Consider the following 17897-nt stretch of genomic DNA (forward strand, 5'->3'; position numbering starts at 1 on the left):
GCGGGGCTGCTCATGAAGGGGCAGGACAGCCCATTAGGGGCAGGCAGCTCAACCCTGCCGTGTAAAGCTGCTCAGCCGGCAGCCAGCGGCTCCGACTGCTGCGTCCCGACGTGCGGAGCAGGCTCCAGCGGGCCGTCAAAGACCAGCTGGTCCAGGCGCCGCAGGATGAGGCCTTCCCGCAGGGCCCACGGGCAGATCTTGATCTTCTTGAATTCGAACAGCTCAAGGGCAGCTTCAGCCACCAGCACGCCCGCGAGGAGCTGGTTGGCGCGCGCCTCCGAGACACCCGGAAGGTGCAGCCTGTCCTCGCTCTTCATGGCCGAGATCCGCTGGGCCCACAGTCCGAGGTCGGTGGCGTGCAGCTCGCGCTTGACATACGGACCGGCCCCGCTGGGGGCCGCCCCTGCGATCCTGGCCAGCGAACGGAACGTCTTGGACGTCCCGGCCACGACATTGGCCCTCCCGACCGCGTCGAAGCTCTTGGCCGCGGGCTTGAGGGTTGCCCGGATGTAGCGCCGGAGGTCCTTGACACTCCTGGCTGAGGGCGGATCCTCGTGCAGCCAGTCCCGCGTGAGGCGGCTGGCGCCGAGAGGCACGGACGTGGCAAGCTCCGGGAGCTCATCCTCGCCGGATGCCATCTCGAAGGAGCCCCCGCCGATGTCCAGGTTCAGGATGGTGCCCGCCCCCCAGCCGTACCAGCGGCGGACGGCGAAGAACGTCATGGATGCTTCCTCGCTGCCTGTCAGTTCCTGCAGCGTCACAGTGGTCTCGTGCTTCACCCGGGCCAGCACTGCCGGCCCGTTGGTGGCTTCCCGGATGGCCGAGGTACAGAATGCCAGCAGGTCGTCGGCCTTATGCCTCGCGGCAAACTCCCACGCCTCAAGGACGAACTCGGTCAGCTCGTGCTGCCCGGCGTCGGTGATGTTGCCGTCGCCGTCGAGATACTGCACGAGGGACAGCGGCCGTTTGTGGGAAGCGAAGGGCACGGGGCGCGCGCCGGGGTGCGCGTCCACGAGCAGGAGGTGGACAGTGTTGGACCCGATATCAAGGACGCCTAGCCGCATCCTGCCATTATTCCCCGAGGAGCAGCGGAGGCTGCAATCGGTTCAGGCACATTTCTGGCCTGCACAGACGCAGAAGGGAGCTATTCGCCTTCGAGGCCGGCGGGGTTGGTATCCGCCTCATCGGCGCGCTTGAAGTCGCGCTTGATGTTGGCGATGCCCTCGGGGTTGATTTCGAACCCATAGGCAGCCCCCGGGTTGATGACCATGCCCAGCTCGTCGCCGATGTTCGCGATGATGGCTGCACCCTGGGTCCCGAGCACATTCGGGGCCGCCTCGAGGTACTCCGGGTCGACGCGGCTTGGGTGTGAGAACACGGCCAGGACCGGCTGGCCCTCGGCGTTGCCCAGCACCAGCGGCTCAACCTGGGAATCTTCGCCTTCGAGGGCGTCGGAGCTGATGATGTAGACCTCGTTGTTGAGGAACGACAGGATGACGTCCACAGGGTTGGCGTCCTGCCGGTCCCCCTGGGCCAGCTTCTCTTCGAGGTCGTTCAGAGGCGTGGTGTCTGCGGTACCGGTCTGTTCAGTCATGTATCTACTCGATCACGTTGCGGAGCCGGGTGCAATTCCGGCCCGCCCGCGCTCCACCCGCCCGGCCCACCGCCGGTCGAGCGCGTCGAGACCCAGGTTTCGCTCCCCACCCGCACCCTAACCTCGCAAGCTCGGTCAGGGAACCCTGCGGTCGTGGCCCCAAGCTCAACCGGCGGCCAGGCGTTACTTCTTCGCTGTCGCCTTCTTGGCCGGAGCCTTGCGTGTGGTGGTGGTCCGTTTGACCGGGCCCTTGGCCCGCTTTTCGGCCAAAAGCTCGACGGCGCGTTCCCGAGTGAGTTCCTCCAGTGAGGTGCTTCGGGGCACGGTGATGTTGGTGACGCCGTCAGTGATATACGGGCCGAAACGGCCTTCCTTCACCACGATGTTCTTCTCCGAGACCGGGTCCGGGCCGAACTCCGCCAGCGGCGGCACGGCCGCGCGTGCACCGCGCTGCTTCGGCTGCGAGTAGATCTCCAGAGCCTGTTCCAGTGTGATGGTGAAGATTTCCTCTTCAGAGCCGATGGACCGTGAGTCCGTTCCCTTCTTCAGGTACGGGCCGAAGCGGCCGTTCTGTACGGTGATCGGATTTCCTTCGGCATCCTGGCCCAGGACCCGCGGAAGGCTCATGAGCTGAAGAGCCTCATCGAGGGTGATGGTGTCAACGGTCATGGACGCGAACAGCGAACCGGTACGCGGCTTGGCCTTCACAGGCTTCTTCGGCGGTTTGGGCTTGCCGTTCTTGTAGTACTCCACCGGCTGGTTGGCCAGCTGCTCTTCCGTCATCTCCGGAATGACCTCGGTGACGTAGGCGCCGTAGCGGCCGTTCTTAGCCACAACGGTGTGTCCCGTGTGAGGATCGGCGCCGAGGACCCGCTCCTCGGGAGCCGCGGTCTCCATCAGCTCAATGGCCTTGGCAGCGGTGAGCTCGTCCGGGGCCAGGTCTTCGGGGACGTTGGCACGGGCGGACTCGACGACTTCGCCGGTCTTGGGGTCAACCGTGGGCACGGAGCTTTCGAGGTAAGGCCCGAACTTGCCGACGCGCAGCGTGATGCCCTCGGCGATGGGCACCGAGTTGATTTCACGGGCGTCAATTTCGCCAAGGTTGTTCACGATGCTCAACAGGCCGGGGTCGGCGTCTTCACCGTAGTAGAAGTGCTTTAGCCAGGCTGCGCCGACGGCCTGGCCGTTGGCGATCTTATCCAGGTCGCCTTCCATGTCCGCCGTGAACTCATAGTCCACGTAGTCGTGGAAGTGCTGTTCAAGCAAACGGATCACCGAGAACGCGATCCAGCTGGGAACCAGGGCAGACCCCTGCTTCCGCACGTAGCCGCGGTCCTGGATGGTGGAGATCGTGGAGGCGTACGTGGACGGGCGCCCGATGCCCTTCTTTTCCAGCTCCGCAGTCAGCGACGCTTCGGTGAAGCGCGGCGGCGGCGAGGTTTCGTGGCCTACGGCCAGGATTTCCGACGCGGTGAGGGCGTCGCCCTTGGCCACGTTCGGCAGGCGGCGTGCTTCCTCGGACTCGTCGTCTCCGCGGCTTTCGTCCTTGCCTTCCTCGTAGGCGGCGAGGAAGCCGGGGAAGGTGATGACGGTGCCGGACGCCGAGAACTCGGCGTCGCGGCCTTCGGCCGCGCCACTTACAGCCACCGCACCAAGCCGGATGGTGGCCGTGGAGCCCTTGGCGTCGCCCATCTGGGAGGCGACGGTGCGCTTCCAGATGAGCTCGTAGAGCCGGAATTCGTCGCCGGAGAGCTGCTTGGCTACCTGCGCCGGCGTGCGGAACGAGTCACCGGCGGGGCGGATGGCCTCGTGGGCTTCCTGCGCGTTGGCCGCCTTGCTGGTGTAGACGCGCGGTGACTGCGGAATGTACTCGGGGCCGTACAGCTCGGAGGCCTGGCGGCGCGCGGCCGTAACGGCTTCGTCGCTCAGCGCCGAGGAGTCGGTACGCATATAGGTGATGTAGCCGTTTTCGTACAGGCGCTGGGCGATCTGCATGGTGCTCTTGGAGGAGAACCGGAGCTTGCGCCCGGCTTCCTGCTGGAGCGTGGAGGTCGTGAACGGGGCCGCGGGACGGCGGGTGTACGGCTTCGTGTCAAGCGAGCGGACACGGAATTCGGCGTTCTGGAGCCCGGCCGCGAGCGACGTGGCGAGTTCCTCGTTGAGGTGGGCGGCATTGCGCGAGGTGAGTTCGCCGGCGTCGTTAAAGTCCCGGCCGGTGGCAACCTTGGCGCCGTCAACCGCGGCGAGCTTGGCTTTGAACGAGCCGGAGTCCGCGCCGAACTGGCCGGTCAGGTCCCAGTAGGACGCCGACTTGAAGGCCATGCGTTCCCGTTCACGGTCAACCACCATGCGGGTCACCACGGACTGCACGCGCCCGGCGGACAGCCCGCGGGCCACCTTGCGCCACAGCACCGGGGAGATCTCGTAGCCGTAAAGGCGGTCCAGGATGCGGCGGGTCTCCTGGGCATCAACCAGCGCGGCGTCGACGTCGCGCAGGTTGTCCATGGCGCGGTGGATCGCTTCCTTGGTGATTTCGCCGAAGGTCATCCGGTACACCGGGACCTTGGGTTTGAGGACCTCCAGCAGGTGCCACGCGATGGCTTCGCCCTCGCGGTCCCCATCGGTTGCGAGATAGAGAGCGTCGGCGTCCTTGAGCTGGGCCTTGAGTTCGGCCACCTTTTTCTTCTTGTCCGGAGACACCACGTAGTACGGCTTGAATCCGTTTTCGACGTCGACGGCGAACTTGCCCACGGAGGTCTTCTTCAGTTCTGCCGGGAGTTCGGAAGGCTGCGGCAGGTCGCGGATGTGACCGATGGAGGCCTCTACGATGAAGCCCTCGCCCAGGTACTTGGCGATGGTCTTGCTCTTGGCCGGAGACTCCACGATCACGAGTTTCTTGCCGGTTTTGGCCTTGCTTGGCACAGTGCTCCTACAGAAAAAGGTTGCTCGGGCAGATGAGCCCATATTGGCCTAGTTCACCATATTTTGCAGAATCATGCGCTGTCATGTGGAAAACACGTGGCCGCTGTCACTGCCAAGCAAACCTAATTAACCGCCGGCGGCGGCACCATCGCGGCCACTTCCCGACGGGGACCGGTCGTCCGGAATCATGGACCACATGGTGGCAATCCGCTCGGCCCCGGGCGGAACGTCATTGGGGTCCTCAAGCTCGTAGTCGCGCAGCAGTTCAAAGACCTTTTCGGTGAGTTCACGGCGCTGTCCGGGCGTCAGGTATAAAAGGTCAGTGGCCAGCACCACCGCCATCGAAGGCTCGGCGGACTCGCCGCTGTTCCGCTGCTCGTCCCGGGTCCTGGCGTATGCGTTGGCGCGGCGGCGGAATGCCTGCAGTTCGAGGTCGACCACGGCGAAGTCGGGGCTGGCCACCCCGCCGCCCGAGTTGATGGTGAAGTCGCTGCCGGCCGCCTTCCAGCGCCGTTCGCGCGCATCCCCCGCGGTCTCCGCCGGCACCACGATCCCCCACTTTTGCAACGCCCTCAGGTGGTAGCTCATCGCACTCGGCGTGAGGCCAGTCTGCTGCGCAAGCTCGGTGGCCGTGCGGCTGGACTGGGTGGAGTACAGCTCCGAAATGACTTCCAGCCGGGCAGCATGGGCCAACGCCCGGATTGCCTTGGGGTCGGTGATCTCCACTTTCTTTTCCGGGCGGGGCCTGCGCTTAGGATGCTTCTCCTCGGCGGGGGAAGTCGTCTTGTTGGCGGGCTCCGCCGAGGGCGTGTCTGTACTCACCCTCCAAGTCTAGCCAGCACGGTCAGGTTATGAAAGAAATGCTTGACATCACTAATCCTGAAAGAGTACTTTCACAGTTATGAAAGAAACCCTTCATAGCTCGCCGGATGCGGCTGATGCTTCTCGTGCTGAGGGTGCGCCTGCCACGGCTTCCTCCGCGGCCCCTTCCCCGGCTGATTCTTCTGCGTCGGCTGCGCAGGCCCTCTGGCGCAACCGTGACTTCGTGATCGCGAGCAGCGCGCGGTTCATGGCAACGGCAGGCATGGGCGCCGTCGTCGTTTCGGTCATGCTGCATCTTCAGGAGACGGCGGCGAGCGGGAGCGCTCCTGTTCCCGGCCCGTGGCTCGTGGCCGGCTATCTTCTGTGCTCGGCACTGCCGCTCGTGATCCTTGCCCCGTGGACGGGGCGCCTGGCAGACACGAAGGACTCAAGAACGCTGGCGGTTGGGTCATCGGTGGTCAGCGCGGTGGCAGTGGCGGTTATGGGCGTCGGAATGGAGTCTTCCGACATCCGCATCCCCGTGCTGTTCGCCATGACTTTCCTGCTAGATGCGGCCCAAGCGGTGGCTGGGCCCACCTGGCAGGCGCTGTTGCCCCGGATCGTCGGGGAGGACCGGACGCCTCGGGCACTGGGCACGATGCAGGCGACGATGATGATTGCCGGGATGGCGGGCCCGGCCGCGGGCGGGCTGCTGAGCGGCTGGGGAGGCACCGGGCTGGTCTTCGCTGTGGCGAGCGGCTGTTACGTGGCCATGGGCGCGGGCGCGGCCCTGGTAGGAACGAGGAGGGCAGGTGCCGTTGAGCAGGCCGGCAGGGCGAAACCTGCGCTCCTTGACGGGTACCGGTTCATCCGCAGGGACAGCCTCGTTTGGGCGCTGGTGCTGGGTGCCCTCTTCTACATCACGGTGGGCGAGGCAACCAATGTCCTGGAGGTGTTCCTGGCCCGCGCCGAACTCGGCGCCACGGAAACCCAGTACGGCCTGCTGGCAGCCGCATTCGGATTGGGCATGGCGGCGGGAGCCGCCCTGGCCGGCCGTATCCGCACCGAAGGGTCGAGGCTGCGGATACTGCTGGCGGCCATGGTCCTGACATCGGTGTTCCTCGGGATCATGGGGCTCGCTCCGGACGTCCTCTGGCTGTTTGCGGCCTACACAGCCATGGGCCTGGCCTGCGGCGCGTTGAATGCCTGCTTCGCCGCCATCACCATCCTGCGCGTTCCGGAGAGCGGCCGGGGGCAGGCTATGGCCATCGTGGGCGGCCTGACCCGGGCGGTGTCCATCGCCGCGCTGGCACTGGGCGGACTGCTCGGGGCCGTGGTCCCGATCCGGGCCAGCTTCCTCGTCACGGGCGCAGCGGGCGTCGCCGTTGCGTTGGCGCTGGCGGCCTACGTCCTGCCCCGCTTCGGCGGCAAAGGCGCCGCACCCGGCGCACTACCGGACGGTGCGGCGGGCGGTGCAGCACCGGGCGTGCCACCGTCCGGGCTAGAACCCCTCCAGGGGAAGCAGGAAACCGTCGCGGACCAGGTTCGCCACGTCGGTGAGCAGCCGAGCCCGGAAGGCATCGCCGTCGAATCCCTCGTGCCCGCCCAGCAGGGCCTCAAGGGCGCCGATGATCTGCCCGGCGGAGAGGTCGCCGTCGCACGCTGAGACGAAGCCGGCAAGTTCGGTGCTCAGCAGGTTGGTCCGCCGGAGCCCGGCACCCTGGCGCAGGAGGATGACGCCAGGGTGCTCGGCGCCCGGTCTCTGGTGGCGTTCTTCGGTGACGTCGTCCGCCACCACGAGGTGCGCGGCGGAGATTTCGTTGGCTGCCAGCCAGTCGGCGCGGCCGACGGCGGCACCCAGGTGGGGCCCCACCGGCTGCTCGATCGGATACGTGATCTCCTCGAACCGATAGACCCTGCGCGTGCCGGCAGCAGGCCGCCGGAGCCAGATCATTCCGAAGCCCACCCCGTCCACGTTCCGCGACGCGAAGTCGTCCAGGTAGGCGGCGTAGGCGACCTGGTAGTGCTTCCGGTCGCGGTTTTCCGAGGCATCCTGCAGCCAGGTTTCGGCGTACTGCTCCGGCCCCACCTGCTCGCGCTGGATGAACCACACGTCAGTGTCCGGGCTGGTCCAGCTTTGCGGCCGTTCCTCCCATGACTTCCCCGCCGTGATCTCCCAGTTGCCCAAAAGCTGGGCTGTTCCGCCTGGCGCCAGCACGTCCGGCAGGGAACTGACCAGTGACGCCACGATGTCGTCCCCCGGCAGGCCGCCGTCGCGGTAGGTGAACTGGTCTCCGGCGGCCTCTCCGGTGGTCCTCGGCGTGATGACGAAGGGCGGGTTGGACACCACGACGTCGAACAGCTCTCCGGCCACCGGCTCCAGCAGCGACCCACGAAGCAGGCTTACCCGGTCCTCCGGCCGCGCCGGGTCCACGTGGAGGGCATCAGCGTTGAGCAGGATATTGAAGCGTGTGAAGGCCAGGGCGCGCTCCGAGATGTCGGTGGCGGTGACGTGCTCACTGTGGTGCAGCAGGTGGAAGGTCTGGATGCCGCAGCCCGTTCCCAGGTCCAGGGCCTTGGCCGCGTGGCGCCGGATGGTGGTTTGCACCAGCGTGGTGGAGGCCTGCCCGATGCCCAGGACGTGGTCGTGCCGGAGCACGCCGGGGCGCTGGTGCGCGGCGAGGTCGCTGGCCACCCAGAGTTCCGCCCCGCCGCTGCCGTCCTCATTCGAGTCCCAGCCGTACGGCCGGAGATCCGCCGCAGCCGAAACCACGGCCGCCGCAGCCTCCGCAGCCTCCGCCAGCCCGAGCGCTACCAGACCCTCCGTCCGGGTCCGCGGGAGGGCGGCGTCGAGTACCTTAACGTCCTGCGGAACGGCCAGCAGCCAGAAACGCACGACGGCGGCGAGCGCCGCGGTGCGCGGCTCGCCCTGGGCAGCTGCTTCGGTGACGATCAGCGCGGGGATGAGCTGGTCCCGGTTCAGGGCCGTGTACGCGGACGGGCCCAGCAGTTCGGCCACACCGTCCACCGTGTAACCAACTTCACGCAGGTCCGCGGCGAGTGCGTTCAGGAGGTCGGGGCGGTCGCTGCGGGGAGCGTCGGGAGTGTTGCCGGCGGTGAAGGGCTTGGATTCGGTCACCGGGCCAGTCTATTTGTCGGAACGGAAGACTAGAGTGGGGCCATGTTCGGCACCCAGGCAACGGCGGCTGATCCAGGATGGCTTCAGTACGTGGCGGCATTCACTCCGCTCAGCACGTTGGTGGCGGCTGCCATCGCCGGCTGGATCGGCTGGCGGACGCTCGCCCAGCGGCGTGAAGCGGACCGCCGGGACCAGTGGTGGCAGCGCACCCAGTGGGCTATCGATCTAGCGATGGACCGCGATTTCAGCAGGGCCGTCGTAGGCCTCATTGCGCTCAAACACTTGGCCGGCAGCGATCTGTGCACCCCGGAGGACTACGAGATGCTGGACAAGATCGGCGGTGCCAAGATCGATGCGCTCACCCTGTCGGAAAAGGCCGCTGAGCGGGAGGAGCAGAATGCGCCAGCTGGCCACGGCCCCGCGACGCCACCTTCGGAACCGGGCTCCTCGGAGCGAGCTCCGTCCGCACGGGCTGAACTGATCCCCGTCCGTCTTGAGTCCCGGGACGAGCAGGTCTTTGCCAGCTCGGCCGGCATGGCAGAGGCGCTGCGGGAGGCAGACAGACTTGTCTCTTTTGTGGCACCGCGGCACTCCGGCCACTGACGGGGACAGCCGGCCCGCGAACCTGACGGCGGCCCGCGGGCGTACCATAGCCGTATGCAACTGCAGCAGCGATTTATCAGCCCTCGGCCGCTTTCCGGCCGCACGGGCTTCCTGTCGCGCGACTAACTGCAGCAGCCGGGGTCCGTCCGGTGCAGCGGCTGAGGGTGAATCCGCCCCCTCCCGCCCCAGATTTGAAGGACCCGTCATGAAAAAGTATCTCTCCCCCACCGAGCTCAACTCCGCCCTCGCCCTCCGCGATCTCTCCGACCCGGCGGAAGGTCCCCACGCTATGCAGTTGCTGCTCGACCGCATCACTACAGCCCTGGAGCGGCTGTGGAACATCGGTTCGGACACGCACCGTGCCAGCCCCCTGGTGGCCACCTCGGACAACTATGACCGGCTGGGGTATTCGGCTGGAGACGTCACCCGTGATTCGCGCTACTCCCGCCACGTCAGTCCCACCGTGATGCTGCGCAGCCACACATCGGCCGGAGTTCCGGCGCTCCTGGACTCGCTCCGCGGGGAACTGGGCCACTACGACCGGCTGCACATCCTGCCAGGGCTGGTGTACCGGCGCGACGCGGCAGACCGCACTCACGTCGGCGCCCCGCACCAGGTTGATTTGTGGCGGATCAAGTCCCGCGGACTCCTGGGTGCCGGTGACCTCCAGACGATGATGGCCGCAGTGGTGGAAGCTGTGCTGCCGGCCGCGGAGAATCCGGATGTGCAATGGCGTGCGACGCCGTCAACCCACAGCTACACCGCGGCAGGCCAGCAGCTGGATGTGCTGGCCACCATGCCTGACGGCACCCGCGAATGGCTGGAGCTGGCGGAGTGCGGCCTGGTTGCGGCGCCGGTGCTCCGCGGTTCCGGCCTTGACCCGCGGCGCTGGGCCGGACTGGCTCTGGGGATGGGTCTCGACCGGGCGCTCATGCTGAACAAAGGCGTCGGTGACATCCGCCTTCTGCGGTCCGGCATTCCCGCGGTCCGGTCACAGCTCCTGGACCTGCAGCCGTACCGGGCCATTTCGGTGATGCCCGGTGTGAACCGGGACCTCTCCCTGGTCATCACCGACCCGGCCGACGCCGACGCCGAACTCCTGGGTGACGCCGCCCGCGCTGCGCTCGGCAGGGATGCAGATGTCCTCGCGGCCTTGGAAGTCAGGGCGGTGACGCCGACGGCGGAGCTGCCGCCGGCCGCCGTCGACCGTCTCCACATCAGGCCCGGCCAGGTGAACGTGCTGCTGCGCCTCGTGCTGCAGCCTCTGGACCGGACGCTCACCCACACGGAGGCCAACGGGCTCCGCGACCGCGTCTATCTGGCGCTGCATCAGGGCCAAGTACTGGAACTGATCGCCGGATAACCGGCCGGAGGGGTGCCGCCAGGTGGGCTGACTCCGGAGGCGTCTGAAGGGGACGGAACCTTGGGCGTGCAGCAGGTAGGTTGGAGGCATGGCTGAACGTTTCTCTTCGATGCTCCGTGTCCTGTCAGGGGCGGCTGCGGTTGCCTCCATCCTGCTGGCCGTGCCGGCCTGCTCACCCGTTGTGTCGATTGAAAACGCCGACGTTCCTGCATGGAAGGCCACCGCGCTGCCGTCTGCCGGCGGCACGGTCCTCGAGGATGCCGGCAAGATCCTCAACCGGGACCGGATCAACCAGGAGGCGGCCAGCGTTCCGGCCGGCCGCTACACGCTGACCGTGACCTGCGAAGGCGGAGGGAAGGCGTTCTTTGCCGTGTCGCTGGCGGGGAAGCCCATGGTGGACGCCGGGGCTGCGTGCAACGGCAGCCGCGAGATAACGAAGATCACGGTAGCCCAGCCGGGGCCGCTGGAGATCAGCGCGTCCAGCGTTGACGCCCCGCTGATTTACGCGTATCAGTTGGTGCCGGCGAAGTAGCCGGCGCGCTTTTTCGGGGAGCTGCTTCCGCCTATGGCCTCGTGCCACCGGCGGGCATAAAGTCGGTGTATGCCCTCTGTGCGGATGGTCTCCGTGCATCATCTCTTCAGGCGGGCACCGCGGGTGCCGCTGGTGCGGACCCCGGCAGCCGCCGTCGTGCTTTCCCTTGCGCTGGCTGCGGGTGCCTTTCTGAGCGGCTGCGAATACAGCTACGACGACGGCCGGGGCGAGCTGCCGGCCGGCACCTTCCCCGCCGTGACGGATCCGGCGCTGCCGCGGGACCCGCTGGAGAACCTGCCCGTGGCCGGCGCCGAGCTCGATGCGTGGGCGAAGGAGGTACTGCCGGATGCAGAGGGGCAGGTTTTCCGCACCAGCTACGGGACTGTCGAGGGCGGGGAAGAGAAGACAGAGTCCACGGGACAACTGCCCAGCGGCACGTATTCCCTGACGCTCGCCTGCCGCAGCGAGCGGAGAGTCAGCTTCACGGTGCGCGACTCCGAGTTCGCCCTCGTGGACCTGAGCCTGCGCTGCGGGACGTCACGGGTCAATGTGGTGCACGTGTCGAAGGATTCAGTGCTGCACGTGACCGTGGAGGCGAGGGACGACGCCAACTTCGCCTACCGCGTTAGCCGGATCTGACCGGGGCTTCCGGCCGTCCGGCAGCGCAGCTGTAAGGCGCCCCGCAGCCGTCAGGCAGCGCAGCCATCCGGGCAGCGCAGGGTCTCGGGGCTGGAGGCGCACTCGGCGCAGTACAGCGTGAGCGTGCGACAGCTCAGGTTGGAGCAGTTTTCGAACTTGCTGGTGGGCGCGGCGCAGCGGACACACTCGCCGACGGTCTTGGCATCTTCGCTGAATTCAAGATGCATCCGCTTGTCGAAGACGTACAGCGAGCCCTCCCACAGGCCCTGGTCCTTGAACGTTTCGCCATACCGGACGATGCCGCCGTCGAGCTGGTAAACCTCCTTGAATCCGCGGTTCACCATGAGGCTGGAGAGCACCTCGCAGCGGATTCCGCCGGTGCAGTAGGTGACTACCGGCTTGTCCTTGATGGAGTCGTACTTGCCGGACTCTAGTTCCTTGATGAAATCGTGGGTGGTGGCGACGTCCGGGACAATCGCGTCCTTGAATTTTCCGATCTGCGCCTCGAACGCATTACGGCCGTCGAAGAAAACGACGTCCTCGCCGTTCTCCTTCTTCGCGTCCACCAGTTCGTGGAGTTCCTCCGGCTTGAGGTGCGTTCCGCCGCCCACGACGCCGTTTTCGTCGACCCTCAGCTCGCCCGGGGCGCCGAAGGAGACGACCTCGTCGCGGACCTTGACGCTCAGCCGCGGAAAGTCATCGGCCCCGCCCTCCGACCATTTCACGTCGACGCCGTGGAACCCCTTGTATTCGCGAGTCGTCTTCACGTACTGCTTGACGGCGTTGAGCTCACCGCCCACGGTGGCGTTGATGCCGTCCTTGGAAATCAGGATGCGTCCCGTCAGCCCCAGCTTCTCGCAGAGGGCGCGCTGCCAGAGCCTGACGGCGTCGGGGTCAGCGATGGGGGTAAAGCCGTAAAAGAGCACGATTCGGTTCAAAGCCACGTATTTAAGGGTACTGGCTGCGGGGAAGGCAGCGGAATCGGAGGTGCGGGGCGGGGACGCCGTCGCGGTGCAGCCGGCTTCACCGATCACAATTGCATAAGCAAGTGTCAAAGCCCTGTTACTTGTGACAACGCTGGAATAGTCTCATCACATGACGCCAGAAGCCATGGTTGGAGACATCACTCATCTGCTGGAAGTCTGGGTAGCTGGCTGGGCTGGTTGCCGGGGCTATGAGACGCGCACTGAGGGGCGCTTTCCTGCCGCCCTGCGCGCAGACACTACCGGGGACTGGGAATATTTCGCTTCCGATCCCTCCGACACCGAGTTCGCCACGCTGGCAGCCACGACGGCCGAGGCGCCGGCACGGGTGCTTACCATCCTGACCAATGACGTTGGTCGCTACAAAGTCCTGGCACAGCAGCATGGGCTGAATGTGACATCAGCGTCCCAGAGCATGATGGTGGTGGACATGGAGACCCAGGACGCCGAGGATCCGTGGCTTTCCGACGACGAACTGAAACTGGAAACATCCGAGTCCAACGGCGTGCACCATGCTGTGGTGCGGGCAGGCGATGCCCTCGCAGCCAGCGGACAGGTGTGCGTCATCAACGGGACCGCAGTCTTCGACAAGATCGTGACAGAGCCGGACTTCCAGCGCCGTGGACTGGGCAGCTTCATCATGAAGGCCCTCGCTGCCCAAGCGTTTGCGCACGATGTGGAAGACGGCCTGCTGCTTGCCTCACTGGACGGGCAAAAGCTGTATTCACACCTTGGCTGGACCTCGGTGTGCCATGTCCTGTTGCTCTCTGCCTCCAACGAGGGCGCCGACCTCTCGGTGGCCTGACGCTTCTCTTGATCTGACGGCGGTGCCCGCATTCGCGTGCTGATTCTTGCATTCCCGTGCTGATTTTTGCGCGGGTGAAAGAATATTGGGGTGAACCCCCATGACTCGCTGATTCCCCTGCTGGGCCGCGGCCCGGACCCGGAACAGCTGCGGCATGTGCGGACCATCCCGGCGCGCGCGGCTGTGCACGAGCCGTGGCCGGAGTGGGCCCATCCTGAGGTCGTGGCTGCGTACGGCAAACTGGGCATCCACCAGCCGTACCGGCATCAGATCCAGGCGGCCAACATCGCGCACGCCGGCGAACATGTGGTGATAGCTACGGGCACGGCCTCCGGAAAGTCGCTCGCCTACCAGCTCCCGGCCCTGGACGCGATCCACCGCTCAGAACTGCGTGTCCTCTCCGAGCCTGGCAAGATCCATGACGATGGCGCCGTGACGCTGTATTTGTCCCCGACCAAGGCGCTGGCAGCGGACCAACTCGCAGCCATCCGCTCGCTGAAGCTGCCCACCGTCAGGGCAGAAACCTACGACGGCGACACGGACCCGGCCTCACGGCGCTGGATCAGGGACCACGCCAATTTCATCCTGGCCAACCCGGACATGTTGCACTTCGGGATCCTGCCCAACCATGCCTGGTGGGCGGGGTTCTTCCGGCGGCTGCGTTACGTAATCGTCGACGAGGCACACAGCTACCGCGGCGTTTTCGGTTCCCATGTGGCCAACCTGATGCGCCGCCTCCGGCGTATCTGCGCCTATTACGCCGGCGCTTCTTCCCCCGGCCCGGTCTTCATTGCGGCGTCTGCCACGGCTTCTGAACCGGAAACGTCCTTTGGCAGGCTCATCGGCGCCCCGGTCCGGGCTGTCTCAGAAGATTCCTCACCGCACGGTTCCACCACCGTGGCGTTCTGGGAACCGGCCCTGACTGAGGTGCGGGGCGAGAACGGTGCCAAGGAACGCCGGACGGCAGTGGCCGAGACCGCAGACCTGCTGGCGAACCTCGTCTCATCCCGGATCCGGACCATCGCCTTCATCAAGTCCAGGCGCGGCGCGGAAACCATTTCCTCCATCACCAAGCGGCTCCTCGATGAAGTCGATCCCAGCCTGCCCCAGAGGGTTGCCGCCTACCGTTCGGGCTACCTTCCGGAGGAACGGCGTGCCTTGGAAAAGGCATTGCGGTCCGGCCAACTGCTTGGCATCTCCAGCACGTCGGCCCTAGAGCTGGGCATCGACATCTCAGGGCTGGACGCGGTGCTCGTAGCCGGCTGGCCGGGAACCAGGGCATCCCTCTTCCAGCAGATCGGCAGGGCGGGGCGCGCCGGACAGGATGCCATCGCCGCGTTTGTGGCCAGCGATGACCCGCTGGACACGTATTTGGTGAACCATCCTGAGGCGATCTTCGATGTGTCGGTTGAGGCCACGGTGTTTGATCCGTCGAATCCGTATGTGCTGGGCCCCCACCTGTGCGCAGCAGCAGCCGAACTACCGTTGGGGGTTGCGGAGCTGCCTCTGTTCGGCGGCACCGCAGAGAAACTGCTCGGTCAGCTAGTGGCGCAGGGTTATCTGCGGAGGCGCCCTGCCGGCTGGTTCTGGACGCACCCGCAGGGCGCGGCTGCCATGGTGAACCTGCGGGCCGACGGAGGCGGTCCGGTAAGTATCGTGGACGCCGATACCGGATCCCTGCTGGGGACCATGGATTCGCCGCAGACCCACTACCAGGCCCATACCGGAGCCATCTACGTTCATCAGGGCGACAGCTACGTCGTGGAGGACCTAAACGAGGACGATCACTGTGTTGTGGTGCGGCGCGCGAACCCGGACTACTACACCACGGCCCGGGACATAACGCAGATCGAGGTGCTTGAGACCGAGCGCACGGCCCAGTGGGGCGACGTCGCCGTGCATTTCGGCGATGTGAAGGTGACGACTCAAGTGGTCTCTTTTCAGCGCAAGGCCCTGATTTCGAATGAGGTCCTTGGCGAGGAACCCTTGGAACTCGGGGCACGGGACCTTTTTACCAAGGCGGTCTGGTTCGTCATGGACAACCGGTCCCTGACAGGTGCCGGCCTGATCGAGGCACAGTTCCCCGGCGCGCTCCATGCAGCAGAACATGCAGCCATCGGACTCCTGCCCCTCGTGGCGTCCAGCGACCGCTGGGACATCGGGGGCGTCTCCACAGCGATCCACGCCGACACGGGCGTGCCCACGATTTTTGTGTACGACGGGCATCCCGGCGGTGCAGGCTTTGCGGAACGGGGCTTCGAGAAGGCCAAGGTGTGGCTTGCCGCGACCAGGGACGCCATCAAGGCCTGCGAATGCGAGTCCGGCTGCCCGTCCTGCGTTCAGTCCCCCAAATGCGGCAACAAGAACAATCCACTGGACAAGGACGCAGCCGTCACATTGATTGACGTTCTGTTGCGGGATGCAAAGGAGTCCGCTGCCCCGCCCGAGGCGTATGCCGCGAGTGCTGTCGTGCCAACCGCGGGCTAAGGCGGCGGCCCCGCCCGGGCCCGCCCGGCTGCTGATCCGAGGATGGTGCCGGCCGTAAGTTGGGTGTGGACTTCGACGGATTGACCACCTTCCTCAGCGCAGCTGAGCAGCCTGGCCCCGTGCCGGCCTGCTACCTCTGCAGCAAGAATGCATGGTTCACCCGCCGTCACGCCGCGCAGTGCATCCGCTGCTGCCAGAGCCGCGAGGTCGGCCGCGGCTGCCGCTTTGGAGGCCATCACGGCCGACTGCGCCAGCAGGAGCAGCATGGACATGGCCAGGATGACCACCATGCCTAGACCCGCTGCGAGCACTGTGCCGGACCCCCGCTCGGAATCAGGCTCCTCCGCCTGCTGACGCCGCTTCACTCCGGTCTCCTTATAGTCGTTTGTTTCTCCGGGCCCCCTGGCTTGCCTTCGAGTCTCCCCGGTGTCCGGGTGGACTCCGCCGTTTCAGCACGGGCCTCGGCCTTCGCCGTCAGTGTCCAGGGCACTACGTTTCCCATAGGCCCTGCCATCCGTACCGACACGGTCACGCTCAGCCATTCGCCCTCGGTGTCCACAACCGAAGAGGCCGAGCCGCCAGCCAGCTTTCGGACAATTACATCGATGGCAGCAGGATCCTCTCCGCGGGCAAGTGCTCGGGCGCCGGCCCTGGCCGCCTCCTCCAGCCGGAGTTGCGTGACCCCCGCCGCAGACCCAGCCAGAAGCATAGTCAGCAGCATCAGGACAGCAGGCAGTGCGACCGCGAATTCAGCCGTCACGGCCCCGCGGTTGTTCGTTTTGCGGCTGCCGTTTGTGCTGCTCTCCGTCGCAACAGGTGGCGGGGTCTGCGGCAGGAGCCTCACGGCAAGGCCAGCGCCGTGCGGATCAGGTTGAGCAGGAAACCGCGGACTTCGTCGCTGCGCAGGATGAACACCAGAAGCCCGGCGAATCCGACTGCGGCCAGCGTGGCTATGGCGTACTCCGCCGTCGCCATTCCGGCATCCGAGCCCATCAGGCGCCGCCGCGGGCGCATCTTCACCCGGGGCGCTGCGCTGGCTCCAGGGTAAATTTCCCGGACCCCGGCCTCGTTGCCTTCCTGACGTGCAGGCTGGGCTCCGCCGAGATTGTTTTGATTCAGGGACATAAGTCTTCCTTTCTGCTTGGCCGGCGGTCTTGCCGGCTACTCCGACTGTTCCGGGTGGCGGGCCGACCGGTAAGTGAGAAATTGGCCTAAGTGGAAAAGCGGTGGCCGGGCCACCTTGTGGAGGGAAAGTGTCCGGCGGAGGGAAAGTGCTGGCGCAGGAAACGTAGGCGCCCGGGTTCCCGAGGGCACCAGCGCGAGCAGGCACTCACGTTCCCGAGGGCACCAGCGCGAGCAGGCACTCACGTTCCCGAGGGCACCAGCGCGAGCAACACCGGGACCACTCCCAGACAGATGAATGCCGGGAGGGAGCACAGACCAAGGGGGATCACGAGCTTGACGCTGAGGGACGCTGCGCGTTTTTCAGCGGACCGGAACCTCTCACGGCGCATCCTGGCAGCCTGGGCGTAAAGGATCGCGGAAGACGGCGCGCCAGTCAGCGCGGCAAACCCCAAGGCGTCGCGAAGTGCCAGTATCTCCGCTGAATGCCCCTCTGAGCTCCGCCACGACGTCTCCCAATCCGCCCCGATGGCCAAGGCTGCAACCACAGGCCTCAGGGACCTGCTGTACTCCGCGGAGGCAGCTGCCGCCACAAGCTCCAGGGACCGTCCGATTCCTGATCCCGCATCGAGCATGGCGGCGATCAGTTCAAGCATCATCGCCGTGTCACGCAGACCGGGCTCCGGCCCTGAAAAACTCGTCCTTCCCGAGCTCTCATGGGATCTCTCGCCGTCCAGCAACACCCCGACCTTGGAGAGCAGCCGTCTTCGCGCGCGTGAGTGGCCCGTTAAGGCGAGCGCAGCGGCGAAAGCCAGCAGCGCGGCCATCAGCACGGCGGAAAGCATCGGCCCCGTCATGTCCGTAGCCCCGTCACTCCAGCGGTCCTGTCACTGGGCCGGCATCGGCG

The 17897-nt window shown here is 66.2% G+C and carries 16 protein-coding genes and 1 pseudogene; 7 read left to right on the forward strand and 10 right to left on the reverse strand.

Features of this window, described 5'->3' with window-relative positions:
• Window positions 1–71: 71 nt before the first annotated feature.
• The 4 genes from AC1DD3_RS17230 to AC1DD3_RS17245 form a co-directional block, all read right to left on the reverse strand.
• Window positions 72–1064, reverse strand: a complete 993-nt coding sequence (locus AC1DD3_RS17230; protein WP_230120999.1) for a Ppx/GppA phosphatase family protein — start codon at window positions 1062–1064, stop codon at window positions 72–74.
• A gap of 80 nt (window positions 1065–1144) precedes the next feature.
• The gene (locus tag AC1DD3_RS17235; protein WP_230120997.1) at window positions 1145–1594 is read right to left on the reverse strand and encodes an SseB family protein; all 450 of its coding nucleotides are present in this window, start codon (window positions 1592–1594) and stop codon (window positions 1145–1147) included.
• 183 nt (window positions 1595–1777) lie between these two features.
• A complete protein-coding gene (gene topA / locus AC1DD3_RS17240) occupies window positions 1778–4516 on the reverse strand; it encodes a type I DNA topoisomerase (protein ID WP_230121455.1) in 2739 nt (912 codons plus the stop codon).
• Window positions 4517–4642: 126 nt separating this feature from the next.
• The gene (locus AC1DD3_RS17245; RefSeq protein WP_230121456.1) at window positions 4643–5338 is read right to left on the reverse strand and encodes an ArsR/SmtB family transcription factor; all 696 of its coding nucleotides are present in this window, start codon (window positions 5336–5338) and stop codon (window positions 4643–4645) included.
• A 286-nt stretch (window positions 5339–5624) separates the two neighbouring features.
• Here AC1DD3_RS17245 and AC1DD3_RS17250 point away from each other — a divergent pair.
• A pseudogene (locus tag AC1DD3_RS17250) lies at window positions 5625–6677 on the forward strand (MFS transporter); the annotation flags it as partial.
• A gap of 141 nt (window positions 6678–6818) precedes the next feature.
• On the opposite strand, the gene AC1DD3_RS17255 reads toward AC1DD3_RS17250, so the two are convergent.
• Window positions 6819–8456: a DUF7059 domain-containing protein gene (locus tag AC1DD3_RS17255; protein WP_230121457.1), complete on the reverse strand. Its 1638-nt coding sequence runs from the start codon at window positions 8454–8456 to the stop codon at window positions 6819–6821.
• Between the two features lie 42 nt (window positions 8457–8498).
• On the opposite strand from AC1DD3_RS17255, the gene AC1DD3_RS17260 reads away from it, so the two are divergent.
• From AC1DD3_RS17260 to AC1DD3_RS17275, 4 genes are all read left to right on the forward strand, one after another.
• Complete coding sequence (locus AC1DD3_RS17260; protein ID WP_230121458.1) at window positions 8499–9059, forward strand: hypothetical protein; 561 nt, start codon at window positions 8499–8501, stop codon at window positions 9057–9059.
• A 205-nt stretch (window positions 9060–9264) separates the two neighbouring features.
• On the forward strand, window positions 9265–10422 hold the full coding sequence (gene srmL, locus AC1DD3_RS17265; protein ID WP_476882146.1) for a PheS-related mystery ligase SrmL: 1158 nt from the start codon (window positions 9265–9267) through the stop codon (window positions 10420–10422).
• 88 nt (window positions 10423–10510) lie between these two features.
• Window positions 10511–10954, forward strand: coding sequence for a hypothetical protein (locus AC1DD3_RS17270; RefSeq protein WP_230119343.1), 444 nt, complete (start codon window positions 10511–10513; stop codon window positions 10952–10954).
• A 69-nt stretch (window positions 10955–11023) separates the two neighbouring features.
• Window positions 11024–11593: a hypothetical protein gene (locus tag AC1DD3_RS17275; RefSeq protein WP_230119344.1), complete on the forward strand. Its 570-nt coding sequence runs from the start codon at window positions 11024–11026 to the stop codon at window positions 11591–11593.
• A gap of 50 nt (window positions 11594–11643) precedes the next feature.
• Here AC1DD3_RS17275 and trhO read toward each other — a convergent pair whose 3' ends face one another.
• Entirely contained in the window at window positions 11644–12537 is an 894-nt protein-coding gene (trhO, locus tag AC1DD3_RS17280) for an oxygen-dependent tRNA uridine(34) hydroxylase TrhO (RefSeq protein WP_230119345.1), read from the reverse strand.
• A 151-nt stretch (window positions 12538–12688) separates the two neighbouring features.
• Here trhO and AC1DD3_RS17285 point away from each other — a divergent pair, with 151 nt between their 5' ends.
• Window positions 12689–13381, forward strand: a complete 693-nt coding sequence (locus AC1DD3_RS17285) for a GNAT family N-acetyltransferase (protein WP_230119346.1) — start codon at window positions 12689–12691, stop codon at window positions 13379–13381.
• 90 nt (window positions 13382–13471) lie between these two features.
• Entirely contained in the window at window positions 13472–15868 is a 2397-nt protein-coding gene (locus tag AC1DD3_RS17290) for a DEAD/DEAH box helicase (RefSeq protein ID WP_230119347.1), read from the forward strand.
• Here AC1DD3_RS17290 and AC1DD3_RS17295 read toward each other — a convergent pair.
• The 4 genes from AC1DD3_RS17295 to AC1DD3_RS17310 all read right to left on the reverse strand — a co-directional run bounded on the left by AC1DD3_RS17295 (window position 15865) and on the right by AC1DD3_RS17310 (window position 17847).
• Window positions 15865–16233: an Rv3654c family TadE-like protein gene (locus AC1DD3_RS17295; protein ID WP_230119348.1), complete on the reverse strand. Its 369-nt coding sequence runs from the start codon at window positions 16231–16233 to the stop codon at window positions 15865–15867. The two genes, AC1DD3_RS17290 and AC1DD3_RS17295, sit on opposite strands and share 4 nt — an antisense overlap.
• Window positions 16230–16628, reverse strand: coding sequence for a TadE family type IV pilus minor pilin (locus AC1DD3_RS17300; protein ID WP_476882147.1), 399 nt, complete (start codon window positions 16626–16628; stop codon window positions 16230–16232). The genes AC1DD3_RS17295 and AC1DD3_RS17300 overlap by 4 nt, the downstream gene beginning before the upstream one ends.
• 80 nt (window positions 16629–16708) lie before the next feature.
• Window positions 16709–16993, reverse strand: a complete 285-nt coding sequence (locus tag AC1DD3_RS17305) for a DUF4244 domain-containing protein (RefSeq protein WP_230119349.1) — start codon at window positions 16991–16993, stop codon at window positions 16709–16711.
• A 239-nt stretch (window positions 16994–17232) separates the two neighbouring features.
• Window positions 17233–17847, reverse strand: a complete 615-nt coding sequence (locus AC1DD3_RS17310; RefSeq protein WP_230119350.1) for a type II secretion system F family protein — start codon at window positions 17845–17847, stop codon at window positions 17233–17235.
• Between the last annotated feature and the right edge of the window lie 50 nt (window positions 17848–17897).

The organism is Arthrobacter sp. 05T444 (genome assembly GCF_056395905.1).

Excerpts from the sequence above, each read along its gene's own strand:
- srmL (WP_476882146.1), top strand. The coding sequence starts at position 9,265 with ATGAAAAAGTATCTCTCCCCCACCGAGCTCAACTCCGCCCTCGCCCTC.
- AC1DD3_RS17305 (WP_230119349.1), bottom strand. The coding sequence starts at position 16,993 with ATGTCCCTGAATCAAAACAATCTCGGCGGAGCCCAGCCTGCACGTCAG.
- AC1DD3_RS17285 (WP_230119346.1), top strand. The coding sequence starts at position 12,689 with ATGACGCCAGAAGCCATGGTTGGAGACATCACTCATCTGCTGGAAGTC.
- AC1DD3_RS17230 (WP_230120999.1), bottom strand. The coding sequence starts at position 1,064 with ATGCGGCTAGGCGTCCTTGATATCGGGTCCAACACTGTCCACCTCCTG.
- AC1DD3_RS17260 (WP_230121458.1), top strand. The coding sequence starts at position 8,499 with ATGTTCGGCACCCAGGCAACGGCGGCTGATCCAGGATGGCTTCAGTAC.
- AC1DD3_RS17270 (WP_230119343.1), top strand. The coding sequence starts at position 10,511 with ATGGCTGAACGTTTCTCTTCGATGCTCCGTGTCCTGTCAGGGGCGGCT.
- AC1DD3_RS17310 (WP_230119350.1), bottom strand. The coding sequence starts at position 17,847 with ATGACGGGGCCGATGCTTTCCGCCGTGCTGATGGCCGCGCTGCTGGCT.
- AC1DD3_RS17235 (WP_230120997.1), bottom strand. The coding sequence starts at position 1,594 with ATGACTGAACAGACCGGTACCGCAGACACCACGCCTCTGAACGACCTC.
- AC1DD3_RS17275 (WP_230119344.1), top strand. The coding sequence starts at position 11,024 with ATGCCCTCTGTGCGGATGGTCTCCGTGCATCATCTCTTCAGGCGGGCA.